Genomic DNA, 14398 nt, shown 5'->3' with positions numbered 1-14398 from the left:
GCCCGCGCAGCCCGCGCCCGGCGCAGCCCGCGCCCGGCGCAGCCCGCGCCCCGCGCAGCAGAACGCGGCTAGCGCTGCGAAGCGGTCAGCTCGGTGAACTGCTCCTCGGTGAGCAGCCCGTCGGAGTACGCCGCCTCGATCTCCTCCAGCGTGGCCTCGACGCCGAGCGTCCCCGTGGTGGCCATGGCGGCGGCCAGCGCCTCGCTCTCGGCGAGGTCGTCGGCTTCGGCGAGGGCGACAGCGTCGGCGGGAGCCGGCTTCGCGCCCCGGAAGACGAACGTCCGGTACGCCCAGAACCGGAACACCGTTCCGATGCCCAGGCCCAGCACCTTGGCGATGTTGACCGCGAGGATGCTGTTGGTGCCCAGGATGTAGACGGTGCCGCCGATCAGCGCGGACTCGATGCCCAGGCCGATCACGTTGAAGATCACGAAGAGGACGAACTCGCGGGAAGTGGAGTGGTCGCTGGGCCGGTTACGGAAGGTCCAGTACCGGCTCATCAGGTACGCGAAGACCGTCGCGACGGCGGTCGCCACGAAGTTGGCCTTGACCCGCCCGACGTCGTGCACGCCGATCAGGAGGGCGTTGAACACGGCCAGGTTGATCAGCGTGTTGAGGATGCCGACCAGGCCGAATTTCAGGGCCTCATGGGCGAGCTGCTGGAATCGCTCGGGCAGGAAGCGGACAAGACGCACCCGTACCACCTTAGGGGATGGCTGCGCGAACCGACGACCGATCGGCCGGGTATGCGGGGCAAATCACCGGGATCGTTACACAACACACAGCGGAAATACAGCTAACATCATCGATCCGTGACCCGGCCCGCACGGTCCGCACGCGTTCCGGCGAGCGGTCCCGCCGGGAAGCACGGAAGTAGCGAGCGGTCCTCGCCGGGGCAGCGCCGTGGTTGCTCGGAAGTACCCGTCAGGCCGACGGATTGTCGGCCGCGGCGAAGACGAACCGCCGATAAGTCCAGAACCGGAAGATCGTGGCCAGCGCGTTGCCGACGATCTGCGCGGAGATCAGGTCGGCCAGGTCGGTCTGGAAGGCCGGCCAGATCGAGCCCAGCACGTAGTGGCTGAAGCCCAGCACGGCCAGCGTGATGCCCAACCCGATGAGGTTGAACGTGAAATAGAGGACGTATTCGCGGTGCAGGGCCGAGCGCGGGCGGTCCCGCCAGGTCCAGAACCGGTTGCCGATGAAGGCGCAGGTCGCCGAGATCACGGTCGCGATGATCTTCGCGAAGGTGGTCTCGAAGTCGGCGGCCAGCAGTGCGCTGTAGACCGCCGTGTCGATGACGAACGCCGTACCGCCCACCACCCCGAACTTGCCCAGTTCGTGGATCAGGTGGCGGAAGCGGTTGTAGAGCGATCGGAACACGCGGCTCAGACTACCGGGAGTCGATCTGCTGGGCGTACGCGAGGAGCCCGAGGACGAGGGGATCTTTGCCGGACCGCAGCGTGATCGTGCCGCCGTCGGCGCGGCCTTCGAACCGCAGCACATCCACTCCCGGCGTACGCCAGCCGCACGATCCACCCTTGGCGCAGGCCACAGCGCTGGCGCTGACGCTTTCGCCCCGGGCCAGGTTGCCGGCGTCGCCGACCGCCCGGCGGCCGATCAGCAACGAGTCCCCGGTCAGCCCCCGGTCGCCCTCCCACAGCGCCAGGCCGACCTCGACCTTGGCCCCGTCGAGGACGCGTACGGTCAGGCGGGAGTCCGGCCGGTTCAGCTCGGTCGGGCCGAGTTGGACGGCCACCTCCGCCAGCGGCGCCGTCGCCTGTTCGTAGACCACGGCGATGCTCCAGCCCGCGTACGCCCCGGGCCCGCCGGGCAGCGCGGCGGCGGCCGCGGCCACCCACCACGCGCCGCCGCCGTCGCTCTGGAGCAGCCGGGTCACGTCCGCGTACGCCTGCCCCGCCGAACGCACCAGTTTCACCGGGTGCCAGCCAGAGCCGGGCCCATGCAGCGCGACCAGGCCGGGAACGGCTTTCGGGCCGCCCACGACCAGTCCGGCCCAGCGCACGCGGGCGCCTCGGGGGATCTCCACCTGGGCACCGCTCGCGACCTTCTCCCCGGCCAGCTCGGCGAGCTGCCCTTCCGGAGTGGTCGGACCGCCGGGTGCGAACAGGCCGGAAGGCGGACCCGGCTCGGTCTCCGTGGGCAGCAGCGGCACCATGGTCAGCGCGTTGTTGTCCGAGGTCAGGCAGGCCGGTCGGGGCAGGCAGCTGAGCAGCGCGCTGCCGCCGAGCGCCGTGCGCAGCCGTCCGGTGCCCGCGAAGGCCGTCACCGTCCCCGTCGGCGCGATCGGCAGCCGGAGCCGCATGGATCGTCCAGCGAAGCGCAGCCCGACCGACTGGAATCCGGTCACCTCCGGCCCGATGGCGATCGGCACCTTGGCCACCGTCCGCGCGCCCGGCTCGGCTCGCGTACAGGTCACGGCGGAGGCGCCGCGGCACGTCCAGCCGTCGCCCGCGGCACGCCCCGCGAGCGTCACCCCGGTGGGCAAGGCCAGCTGGAAGCTCCAGCTCTTCTTAGGGGTACGCCGAGCGGAGCGGTCGGCCAGCGTCAAGCTTTCGAGGCGTCCACCGGACTCGGTTCGGCTGAACACGAGCGGCAGTCTGGTTCGGCCGCCCGCCACATAAGAAGAGCCGGCCGGATCCGGGGTGATCGAGACGCCCTCGGGTGCACCGGCTGGTGAGGCGTGCGCCTTCGGCGTCGGGCTCGTGGGTGTCAGCGGTGACAACGTCGGCAGCGGTGGCGCACTGGTCAGCAGGGGCGGCTGTGGATCACTGGTCAGCAGCGGCGGTTCCGCCGGCGCGGGTACGGGCAGCTTGGCGGCGGTCGAACCCCGGGACGACTGGGGCAGGCCCGGATGCGCGACGACGCTGACGACGAACACGGCCACGCCGAGCACGGCCGCGAGGATCAGCCCGCCCGCAGCGGCCACGTTCGGCCCGCCGTAGCGCCGGGCCAGCCGTTTCGGCAGCGTGGTCAGCCACCACCAGACGTCACCCGCCAGGCGGACGAGGCCGCCGGTGAGCCCGTGCCACCAGGCGACTATCGCGGCCGTCAGCGACGCCCACAGCCCGGCCAGTCCGGTCTTCGCCGCGGTGGAGACGAGATACCCCGGCCCCGCCGCGCCCAGGAGCAACGGCGCGAGCACCACCCGTAAGCTCACGTTCGCCTCGGTCAGCTCGCGGTGGAGGCGGCGGCACTCGGCGCACTCGGCGAGGTGGTCCTCGACTTTGGTGCGTTCCCGCCCGGCGAGCCCGGCGCGTACGTAGCCGGGCAGGTGCTCGCCGGTCCAGTGGCACCGGGGCGACCCGGTCAGCGTGATGTGCTCGGCGAGGTATCCCTGGCGCAGCCGTTCCCGGGCGCGGAAGGCGAGCACGGCCACGGCGTTGGCGGTCAGCCCGAACAGCGGTGCGATCTGCGTCGGCGTCTCGCCCTCGACCTCCGTATGCCACAGCACCGCACGCCATCGCTCGGGCAGCCGGGCGAACGCGCGGGCGGCGTACGACCGCTCCAGCGCGGCGATCGACGGATCCTCGTACGGCTCGGGCCGCTCGTACTCCTCGATCACGTCGGTCGGCTCGACCTTCTGATTGCGGCGTACGCGGTCGTAGAACGCGTTGCGTACCGAGGTCAGCAGGTAGGGCCGGAACGCCGTCCGCGGCCCACCGCCCGCCCGGAGCGTGCCCAGTACGCGTGCGAACGCGTCGGCGGCCAGGTCTTCGGCCTCACCTCGATCACGGGCCAGGACGACGGCGAGGCGCTTCGCCGCGTCCGCGTGGCGGCGATACAACTCGCCGTACGCGTCGGTGTCGCCACCGCGAACGCGGGTCAGCAACTCCGCGTCCGAGATGAGGGCAGAGTCGATCTGAACGGTCACCGCTGCCTCCGGGGGGAGCTATGTGCAGGCTGTCCGATATGCCCCAAAACCCTAACCTTCGTCCCCCATCTAGGGGAACCCCCATTTCCCCCGCCACCTCCCCGTTGATCATGGAGTTAACTGTCGTCTCGCCGGTGAGTCGCAACCGGAAACTCCATGATCAACAACGGCCGGACGGCAAGGTTTGCGCACGGACGCGCGCGGGGACGGAGAAATGAACGTCCGTGCGCACAAACGCCGCAGCTTGTGCAGTTCTTCACAAGACGGCAAGGGCTCAGGAGGCGTAGCAGGGCTTACGCTGAGGGCACGTTCAGGTGAACGCGCCATCCCGTCGCACCCGCCGGGTTCTGGCGCCGCCCTACGACTTCCTTCCCGGTCAATGTCGACCACATAGGAGAGAGCCATGACCGCTGCGACCGTCAGCTTGGGGCTGGAAGACGCCCCGACCACCCATCCGAAGCTGCTCGCCTGGGTACGCGAGGTCGCCGAGCTGACCACCCCCGACCGGATCGTCTGGTGCGACGGCTCGGACGCGGAGTGGACGCGGCTCACCGACGAACTCGTCGAGGCGGGCACCCTGGTCCGGCTCAACCCCGAGATCAAGCCCAACTCGTTCTGGGCGCGGACCGACCCGACCGACGTCGCCCGGGTCGAGGAGCGCACGTTCATCTGCTCCGTCGACGAGGCGGACGCAGGCCCCACCAACAACTGGATGGCGCCGGCCGAGATGAAGCGGCTCATGACCGACCTCTACCGGGGTTGCATGACCGGTCGCACGCTGTACGTCATCCCGTTCTGCATGGGCCCGCTGACCGCCGAGAAGCCGATGTTCGGCGTCGAGATCACCGATTCGGCGTACGTCGTCGCCTCGATGCGGGTGATGACCCGGATGGGCGCGCACGTGCTGGAGGCCATGGGGGACGACGCCGACTTCGTCCACGCTCTCCACTCGGTCGGTGCGCCGCTGGAGCCCGGCCAGGCCGACGTCGAGTGGCCGTGCAACCAGACGAAGTACATCACCCACTTCCCCGAGGAGCGGCTGATCTGGAGCTACGGCTCCGGCTACGGCGGCAACTCGTTGCTGGGCAAGAAGTGCTACTCGCTGCGGATCGGCTCGGTCATGGGCCGGGACGAGGGCTGGCTCGCCGAGCACATGCTGATCCTGCGGCTGACCAGCCCGGAGGGGAAGGTCTACCACATCACCGGGGCGTTCCCGAGCGCGTGCGGCAAGACCAACCTCGCGATGCTGGAGCCGACCATCCCGGGGTGGAAGGTCGAGACGCTGGGCGACGACATCGCCTGGATGCGGTTCGGCGCCGACGGCCGCCTGTACGCCGTGAACCCCGAGTACGGCCTGTTCGGCGTCGCGCCGGGCACCGACTACAAGACCAACCCGAACGCGATGCGGACCATCGCCAAGGGCAACTCCCTGTTCACCAACGTCGCGCTGACCGACGAGGGCGATGTCTGGTGGGAGGGGATGGGTGAGCCGCCGGCGCACCTGATCGACTGGCACGGCCACGACTGGACGCCGGACTCCGGCGAACTGTCCAGCCACCCGAACTCGCGCTTCTGCACGCCGATCAAGCAGTGCCCGATCCTCGCGGAGTCCTATGAGGACCCGGCCGGGGTGCCGATCGACGCCATCCTGTTCGGCGGTCGCCGGAAGACGACGATCCCGCTGGTCAGCGAGGCACGCGACTGGGTGCACGGAGTTTTCCAGGGCGCGACGCTGTCGTCGGAGACCACCGCCGCCGCGGTCGGGCAGGTCGGCGTCGTCCGTCGTGACCCGATGGCGATGCTGCCGTTCATCGGCTACAACGCCGGCGACTACTTCGGCCACTGGATCGCGATGGGCAAGGGCGGCGGCGAGACGCCGGACGCGGCCAAGCTCCCGAAGATCTTCTACGTGAACTGGTTCCGCCGCGGTGACGAGGGCCAGTTCCTGTGGCCCGGATACGGCGAGAACTCACGCGTGCTGAAGTGGGTCGTCGAGCGACTGGAGGGCCGTGCCGACGCCGTGGACACGGCGGTCGGATTCGTCCCGACGCCGGCGGCGCTCGACGTCTCGGGCCTGGATCTCGACCCCGCTGACGTGATCGCCGCCCTGAAGGTGGACCCCGAGGAGTGGAAGGCGGAGATTCCGCAGATCACCGAATGGTTCACCAAGTTCGGCGACAAGCTGCCGGGCGTACTCTGGGCCGAGCTCGACGCGCTCAAGGCCCGCCTCGGCGTCGAGTGACGGCGACCCTGCCCGGCCACAGGTACGTGCGCCGGGCGTGATCGTCGGCGGCTTGCCGCCGGCGAGGCATCACAGCCCACGGCCGCCTCGTCCACCGCGGGGCGGCCGTTCACATAGGGTGTAACCGTGCAGATTTCCGCACGCGGCGAGTACGCGGTCCGGGCCGCTCTGGAGCTGGCCGCCGCGTACCCCGCGACTATTTCCGCTCAAGCGCTGGCGGATGCCCAGGCACTGCCCCGGAAGTTCCTGGAGGCGATCCTCGCCGACCTGCGCCGCGGCGGCATCGTGATCTCGATCCGCGGCGCCGAGGGCGGATACAGCCTCACTCGGACCCCGGGCGAGACGACGGTCGGCGCCGTCCTCCGCGCCGTCGACGGCCCCCTGGCCGGCGTACGCGGTCACCGGCCCGAGCAGACCAGCTATAACGGGACCGCCGAGCATCTGCCGACCCTCTGGGTCGCCGTACGCGCGGCCGTCCGCAACGTGGTCGATGAGGTGAGCCTCAGCGACATCGTCAGCGGCGAGTTGCCCGATCCCGTGGTGGCGCTCACCAAGGCGCCCGACGCTTGGCAGTCACGGTGAGCGGGCGGCCGCGATGAGGGATAGGCTGCCAGGCGTGAAGCCCGTTCGTGACCTGGTGTACTCGTTGTACGAGCGCCGGCTCGAGGGCAAGCTGATCAACAAGATCCGGCCCCGGCACGTCGGTGTGATGTGCGATGGCAACCGCCGCTGGGCCAAGGAGATGGGCTACGTCGACCCCAACGACGGCCACCGGGTCGGCGCGCGCCGGATCATCGATCTGCTGCGCTGGTGCGACGAGGCCGGCATCCCGCACGTGACCCTCTACCTGCTGGCCACCGACAATCTGCGGCGTCCGCCGGCCGAGCTGGATCCGCTGCTGCAGATCATCTCCGACCTGGCGACCGAGCTGGCCGAGGAGGGCAACCCCTGGCGGCTGAAGATGGCCGGCGCGATGGACCTGCTGCCGGCGCGGAACGCGCTGACGCTCAAGGCGGCCGAGGAGAAGACGGCCGACCGGGTCGGCGGCGCGGTCGTCAACATGGCGGTCGGCTACGGCGGACGCCGCGAGATCGCCGACGCCGTGCGGTCGCTGCTCCAGGAGCACGCGAAGGCCGGTGGCACTCTCGAGGAGCTGGCCGAGGTCCTCGACGTGGAGCACATCGCCGAGCACCTCTACACCAAGGGGCAGCCCGACCCCGACCTGATCATCCGGACGAGCGGCGAGCAGCGGCTGTCCGGCTTCCTGCTCTGGCAGTCCGCGCACTCCGAGTTCTACTTCTGCGACATGAACTGGCCGGACTTCCGGCACATCGACTTCCTCCGGGCACTTCGGGCGTACGCCCACCGCCAGCGCCGCTTCGGCGCCTGAGCGAGCCCGAGGCCGCCGGAGAGGGCCTGAGGAAGCCTGAAGACCAGGTCAAGGCGGCCTGGGTCCGATTGGCGAGGTACGCCCGCGTCCGGCCGTGGCCAATTCCACAATTCTTCGATGTTTTCTTGCCTCTGAGCTGCTCAGCGGAGAACGTCGTGCGGACCCCTGCACGACGAAAGGAAGGCATCCCCCATGCCTTACCCCCGCAAGATCATGGTCGGACTGCTCGGTGCGGCGTTGTTCGCCGCCGGTGGACTCGGCCTCGCGTTGACCCAGGATTCGGCCGACGAGCAGACCGTCTCGTCGCTTCAGGCGGACCGCGCCGCGAGTGAGGCCGCCGACCGCAGTTACGACCGGCCGACCGAAAGCCCCAGCGCCTCCGTCAGTCCGAGTGCGAGTCCGAGTGCGAGTCCCAGCCCTTCGGTGAAGCCGAGTCCTGCCAAGACGGCTACGAAGGCCGCGACGCCGAAGAAGACCGCCACGATTCCGGCGTCCTGCACGGCGTACAGCGGGAACAAGCTGATCGCCTGCAAACTGCTGCCCTCGTACGGCTTCTCCTACAGCCAGATGAGTCCGCTGGTGAAGCTGTGGAACCGCGAGAGCGGCTGGGACGCGACCGCGGAGAACCCCTCCTCCGGGGCGTACGGCATTCCGCAGGCGTTGCCCGGGACCAAGATGGCCACGGCCGGCTCGGACTGGCGGACCAATCCGGCCACGCAGATCAAGTGGGGTCTCGGTTACATCAAGTCGGTCTATGGCTCGCCGTCGGCGGCCTGGGCTCACTCACAGTCCACTGGCTGGTACTAACTGTTACGGCGTGGGGTCTGGCGGAGGTGGCGGAAATGCCGCTAACGTGAGTCATGGTCGCCCCATCACACGGCATCACCAGTGAGGGAACCAGGCACACATATGTGCTGGACACCTCCGTCCTCCTCGCCGATCCCGCGGCCGTCTTCCGATTCGCCGAGCATGACGTCGTGCTTCCGCTCGTCGTCATCAGCGAACTGGAGGCGAAGCGCCATCACCCCGAACTCGGCTGGTTCGCCCGCGAGGCGTTGCGGCGCCTCGACGAGCTCCGGGTCCGGCACGGCCGCCTCGACCAGCCCCTGCCCATCACCGACGTGGGCGGGACTCTGCGGGTCGAGCTGAATCACGCCGATCCCATGCTGTTGCCCTCGGGTTTCCGGACCGGGACGAACGACGCGCGGATCCTGTCCGTGGCGCTCGGCCTGGCCGCCGAAGGCCGGCCGGTGACGCTGGTCAGCAAGGACATGCCGCTGCGGGTGAAGGCGGCCGCGGTCGGCCTGCCCGCCGACGAGTACCGGCACGGCCAGGCCGCCGACCCCACCTGGTCCGGTCTGGTGGAGCTGGACGTCTCGTCGGAGGCGGTGGCCCGCCTCTACGACGGTCACCCGATCGACGTCGACATCGAGCTGCCGGTCCACACCGGACTGGTGCTGCACAGCTCGAACGGCAGCGCCCTCGGCCGGATGCACGCGGACAAGACGGTGCGGCTCGTGCGCGGCGATCGGGAGGTCTTCGGCGTACGCGGTCGGTCGGCCGAGCAGCGGATCGCGATCGACCTGCTGCTGGACGACTCGATCGGGATCGTCTCGCTGGGCGGCCGGGCCGGCACCGGCAAGTCGGCCCTGGCCTTGTGCGCCGGACTGGAACAGGCGATGGAGCGCCGCAAGCACAAGAAGGTGATCGTCTTCCGCCCGCTGTACGCCGTCGGCGGCCAGGAGCTGGGCTATCTGCCGGGTAGCGAGTCGGAGAAGATGTCGCCGTGGGCGCAGGCCGTCTTCGACACGCTCGGCGCGGTCGTCCACGAGAACGTGATGGAGGAAGTCGAGACGCGCGGGCTCGTGGAGGTCCTGCCGTTGACCCACATCCGGGGGCGCAGCCTGCACGACGCGTTCGTCATCGTCGACGAGGCGCAGTCGCTGGAGCGGGGCGTGCTGCTGACCGTCCTGTCCCGCATCGGGCAGGGTTCCCGAGTCGTCCTGACACATGACGTAGCTCAGCGTGACAATCTCCGGGTCGGCCGGCATGACGGAGTGACCGCGGTGATCGAGGCGATGAAGGGGCATCCGCTCTTCGCCCACGTCACTCTGACGAGATCCGAACGGTCCCCGATCGCGGAGATGGTCACCGATCTATTAGAGGATCTGCCCAACTAGGTCCATATTTGCGGCGTGACGCGGGCCACACTCAGTGGCCCGCGGGTCGCGTACGCGGGCTGACTTCGCCAGGGTGGGAGGTCGAGCCACGGCGGAACCCCCATTGAAACCCCCCGCTGAAGCATTCCCGCCGTGGTGGTCCTGTCGCCCCACGAAAGGGACTGCCCAGTGACGGTCAGTCGCATCGGTGTCCGCGTCGCAGCCCTCGCCCTCCTCGCCGTCGGTGTCACCGGTGGCATCTACCTGAACTCCGATTCGGACAGCCGGACGGGGAACGGTGGCTCGGAGGCCAGCGCGAACGTCGCCGAGAACGACATCCTCAAGCAGGACCTCGCCGAGTGGGCCAGCCTCACCGCTGAGCAGAAGGCCAAGCAGGCCGAGGCGGCCGCGAAGGCCGCCGCCGAGGCGAAGGCCGCGGCCGATCGGGCCAAGGCCGCCGAGGCCGAGGCGAGCCGCCGCACTGCCAACCGCCCCCCGGATTACGGGCCGATTCCCAGCTCCTGCAAGGCGTACACCGGAGCCAAGGCGATCGGCTGCGCCGAGTTGCTCAAGGCCGGCTTCGGCCTCGATCAGATGCCGTGCCTGGACAAGTTGTGGACGCGCGAAAGCCACTGGAACTACAAGTCCTACAACTCCTCGTCCGGCGCGTACGGCATCCCGCAGGCCGTGCCCGGCAGCAAGATGGCCACTGTCGCCGCCGACTGGAAGACCAATCCGGCCACGCAGATCATCTGGGGACTCGGGTACATCAAGAACCGGTACAAGACGCCGTGCGGCGCTTGGCAGCACTCCGAGGACAAGGGCTGGTACTAGCCCTCATCAGCTCGCACCACCGACCATTGACGGTGGCGACTTTGCGTCAAGACGCTTTGTCGCCACCGTCAATACGTTGTCCGGAAGGATGACCGGCCGGTAGACCTTCCGCATGTCATCCCCCTCGTCCTCGCGCCGATGGCGCGGACTCGCCGCCGCGGGCGCCACCCTCGCGATCGTCGCGGCCGGGCTCACCGGGCCAGGCAGTCCGGCGGCGGCCGACAAGCCCCGCCTCGCCGCCCAGCCGGTCGCGGCCAAGACGAACAAAGTCACCCTGGTGACCGGTGACGTGGTCACCGTCCGCACGCTGGCCGACGGCACCCAGACCGCCACCGTCGACCGTCCTGATTCCGCCACCGGCGGCGTACGCGTCATCACCGTCCACGGTGACCTCTTCGTCCTGCCCGACGAGGTCCTGCCGTTGATCGCCGCGAACAAAGTGGACAGGCGCCTCTTCGACGTCAGTGACCTCATCGAGATGGGGTACGACGACGCGCATTCCGCCGGCGTACCAGTGATCGCAAGTTATTCGAAAGGGCGAGCCGCCACGGCCGCGCCGCGCGGCAGCAAGCTGACCCGCCGCCTGGCCGCGGTGAACGGAGCCGCGCTGACCGCGGAGAAGAAGCAGGCGCGGACCTTCTGGGAGTCGGTGGCCCCGACGACCGGCAAGCTCACCACGGGCGTCGCGAAGCTGTGGCTGGACGGCAAGGTCAAGGTGCAGCTGGCCGAGAGCGTGCCGCAGATCGGCGCGCCGCAGGCGTGGGCGGCCGGCTACGACGGGCACGGCGTCAAGGTGGCTGTGCTCGACACCGGCATCGACGCGACGCACCCCGACCTCGTGACGCAGGTCGACGAGAAGGTCAGCTTCGTGCCGGGCGAGGACACCTCCGACCTCCACGGCCACGGTACGCACGTCGCCTCGACCATCGTCGGCACCGGCGCGGCGTCGAGCGGCAAGTACAAGGGCGTGGCGCCCGGCGCCGACCTGATCGTCGGGAAGGTGCTCAACAACTCCGGCGAGGGCGCCGACTCCTGGATCATCGCCGGCATGGAGTGGGCCGCGCAGTCCGGCGCGACCGTCATCAGCATGAGCCTGGGCAGCACCGAGGTCTCCGACGGCACCGACCCGATGGCGGTCGCCGTCGACCAGCTGTCGGCGCAGTACGGCTCGCTGTTCGTGATCGCCGCCGGCAACTACGGCCCGCAGACGATCGGCTCGCCCGGCTCGGCCGCGTCGGCGCTGACCGTCGGCGCCGTGGACAAGAGCGACGCGCTGGCGTACTTCAGCTCGACCGGTCCACTGTGGAAGACGGGTGGCCTCAAGCCGGACATCACCGGCCCGGGCGTGGACATCACCGCGGCCCGGTCGCAGCAGCAGTCGCCGGCCGAGGGCGACGGGATGTACTGGACGATCTCGGGCACCTCGATGGCGACCCCGCACGTCGCGGGCGCGGCCGCCATTCTCAAGCAGCGGCACCCGGACTGGTCCGGCCCGCGCCTCAAGGACGCGCTGATGAGCAGCGCGAAGGGCCTCGCCGACTGGTACACGCCGTTCGAGGTGGGCACCGGCCGGGTCGACGTCGCGAACGCGATCACCACCACGGTGGACGCGACCGGTTCGCTGTCCTACGGCATGTACGCCTGGCCGCACGACTCGTCGCAGCAGCCCACCGCCAAGCCGGTGACCTTCCGGAACAGCGGGACGTCCGCGGTCACCCTCGCGTTGAGCGTGACCGGCGGCGGACCCTTCACGGTGTCGCAGAGCAGCGTCACCGTGCCGGCCGGCGGCGAGGCGACGGTGAACGTCACCGGCGACCCGACGGTCGACGCGACGGGCACCTTCTCCGGTCTGCTGCTCGGCGCCGACGCCACGACGGGGACCGTCGTCACGCGTACGGCGTTGGGCATGGTCAAGGAGGACGAGCGGTACGACCTCACGGTCCGGCTGCGCGACCGGTCGGGCAACCCGGCCGCCGGGTACGTCGTGATCAACAAGGCCGGCGACTTCTGGCCGGGTGTCGCGTACGTCGACGGGGACGCCACCTACCGGATGCAGCCCGGTACCTACACCCTGGAGACGGCGATCGACGTCGCCGGGGACCACGCCGACGAGCAGGGCATCGCCCTCCTGGTCGCGCCGCAGGTCGACCTGAGCTCGCCGAAGGAGGTCGTGCTCGACGCGAGCAAGGCCCGCAAGGTCGACATCGACGCGCCGCAGCGGGTCGAGGACCGGCAGCGGCTGCTCGACTTCCAGGTGGAGTACGGCGACGGCACCGGCTACCGGGACGCCGTCCTGCTGCCGGTGATGTACGACGACGCGTACGCGTCGCCGACGGAGCAGCTGACGAAGGGGTCGTTCACCCTCGACACCACCTACCGCCAGGGCGAGCCGATGCTCGGCCTGACCGGGCTGGGCGGCCTGCTTCGCTTCGACACGACCGTCCAGCCGGGCAGCCCGCTGACGGCCGGCAGCGCCAATCTGGGCGTGGTCTACGCGGGCAAGGGTTCCGCCGACGACTTCGCCAAGGTGACCGCGCGCGGCAAGATCGCCGTGGTGCAGCGCTCCGACGACGTCGCTCCGGCCGACCGGGCCGCGAACGCCGCCGCCGACGGCGCGAAGCTGCTCGTCGTGGTCAACGACGGGGTGGGCCGGCTCAACGAGTACTACGAGGGCGCGACCATCCCGGTCGCCACCGTGCACCGGGACCTCGGTCAGGTGCTCACGCTGCTGGCGAAGTCGGGCCACGCCCGGCTGACGGCCAAGCAGGTCCCGTACGCCACGTACATCTACGACCTCGCGAAGGTCTACACCGGACAGATCCCGAACGCCGACCTGAAGTACCACCCGTCGGCGGCTCAACTGGCCCGGATCGACGCTCGCTACCAGTCGGTCACCGACCAGGAGGGCGGCGGCTTCCGGTACAACGTGACCTTCACGCCGGCCGTCGGGTTCCAGGAGCGGGAGTGGTACCCCGGTACGCGTACCGAGTGGGTCACGCCCGGCATTCCGTACCACGAGACGCACAGCCAGGGCGACTGGGAGGACCGCGGGTACCTCAACACCTACCGCGCGGGCTCCACGACGAAGCTGACCTGGTTCGCGCCGGTGGTGCACCCGTCCTTCGGCGAGGGCTACTCCGTGCGCAACTCGCGGTGGCAGGACTACCTGACGCTGAACGTCCAGGCCTGGACGGCGTCCGGCGAGGGGATCGACCACGGCGGCTCGCTCGACTGGGGTTCGGTGCCCACCCACATGTGGCTCTACCAGGGCGACACTCTCATCAAGGAGAACAAGTACAGCTCGGACATGCAGTGGGAGGACGTGCCCGCCGGGAACAAGCCGTACAAGCTGGTTCTGGACGCGTCACGGGATTCGGTCCTGTCCACCCGCACGCACACCGAGTGGGAGTTCTTCTCCGACACCGTGAACAGCGAGTACTTCGAGCCGCTCGCGTTGCTGGAGCTGAACTACCTCGCCCAGACCGACCTCCGGGGCAACCTACCGGCCGGGGCTCGCCAGCCGATCGCTCTCACCGCCGGTCCCCAGGCCGGTGGCGGCGGTGACGCGGTCGGCAAGGTCACCTCGGTCACCCTGGAGGTCTCCTATGACGACGGTGCGACCTGGCAGAAGGTGAGCCTGCGCCTGGAGTCCGGGAAGTGGGCCGGCGAACTGCGGCTGCCGCGTCAGACCGGGTTCGCCTCGGTCCGCGCGACGGCGGTCACCGACGCCGGATACACCATCAAGCAGGAAGTCATCCGGGCCTACGGGATCCGCTGACCCTGTTCGACGGCGGGGTGGGGCCGCGAGGTCCCACCCCGCTCGTGATCACAGCATCATCACAGCTCGCCCAGGGGGTTCCGCGTGCCGCTCGGGGTTCGTA

10 protein-coding genes are annotated in these 14398 nt (G+C 69.7%); 7 read left to right on the top strand and 3 right to left on the bottom strand.

Annotated elements, in window-relative coordinates:
* Window positions 1-68: 68 nt before the first annotated feature.
* The 3 genes from AB0M47_RS31600 to AB0M47_RS31590 form a co-directional block, all read right to left on the bottom strand.
* Window positions 69-695, bottom strand: a complete 627-nt coding sequence (locus AB0M47_RS31600; RefSeq protein WP_363420500.1) for a GtrA family protein — start codon at window positions 693-695, stop codon at window positions 69-71.
* Window positions 696-924: 229 nt separating this feature from the next.
* A complete protein-coding gene (locus AB0M47_RS31595; protein WP_363420498.1) occupies window positions 925-1380 on the bottom strand; it encodes a GtrA family protein in 456 nt (151 codons plus the stop codon).
* Window positions 1381-1390: 10 nt separating this feature from the next.
* Entirely contained in the window at window positions 1391-3892 is a 2502-nt protein-coding gene (locus tag AB0M47_RS31590) for a sigma-70 family RNA polymerase sigma factor (protein WP_363420495.1), read from the bottom strand.
* Between the two features lie 403 nt (window positions 3893-4295).
* On the opposite strand from AB0M47_RS31590, the gene AB0M47_RS31585 reads away from it, so the two are divergent.
* From AB0M47_RS31585 to AB0M47_RS31555, 7 genes are all read left to right on the top strand, one after another.
* On the top strand, window positions 4296-6134 hold the full coding sequence (locus AB0M47_RS31585) for a phosphoenolpyruvate carboxykinase (GTP) (protein ID WP_363420493.1): 1839 nt from the start codon (window positions 4296-4298) through the stop codon (window positions 6132-6134).
* Between the two features lie 126 nt (window positions 6135-6260).
* Entirely contained in the window at window positions 6261-6716 is a 456-nt protein-coding gene (locus tag AB0M47_RS31580; RefSeq protein ID WP_363420491.1) for an Rrf2 family transcriptional regulator, read from the top strand.
* A 34-nt stretch (window positions 6717-6750) separates the two neighbouring features.
* Window positions 6751-7524 (top strand): isoprenyl transferase, encoded by a 774-nt coding sequence (locus tag AB0M47_RS31575; protein WP_308197726.1) that lies wholly within the window; start codon window positions 6751-6753, stop codon window positions 7522-7524.
* A gap of 192 nt (window positions 7525-7716) precedes the next feature.
* On the top strand, window positions 7717-8331 hold the full coding sequence (locus tag AB0M47_RS31570) for a transglycosylase SLT domain-containing protein (protein ID WP_363420489.1): 615 nt from the start codon (window positions 7717-7719) through the stop codon (window positions 8329-8331).
* A 53-nt stretch (window positions 8332-8384) separates the two neighbouring features.
* The gene (locus AB0M47_RS31565) at window positions 8385-9704 is read left to right on the top strand and encodes a PhoH family protein (protein ID WP_253757969.1); all 1320 of its coding nucleotides are present in this window, start codon (window positions 8385-8387) and stop codon (window positions 9702-9704) included.
* A gap of 168 nt (window positions 9705-9872) precedes the next feature.
* Window positions 9873-10517 carry a lytic transglycosylase domain-containing protein gene (locus tag AB0M47_RS31560; protein WP_363420487.1) on the top strand — a complete coding sequence of 215 codons (645 nt, stop codon included), beginning with the start codon at window positions 9873-9875 and terminating at the stop codon, window positions 10515-10517.
* Window positions 10518-10629: 112 nt separating this feature from the next.
* Window positions 10630-14295 (top strand): S8 family serine peptidase, encoded by a 3666-nt coding sequence (locus AB0M47_RS31555; RefSeq protein WP_363420485.1) that lies wholly within the window; start codon window positions 10630-10632, stop codon window positions 14293-14295.
* The last annotated feature ends 103 nt before the right edge of the window (window positions 14296-14398 follow it).

This window comes from Hamadaea sp. NPDC051192, assembly GCF_040682475.1.
Lineage (GTDB): Bacteria > Actinomycetota > Actinomycetes > Mycobacteriales > Micromonosporaceae > Hamadaea > Hamadaea flava.
This window is presented reverse-complemented; position numbering and strand designations above follow the sequence as displayed.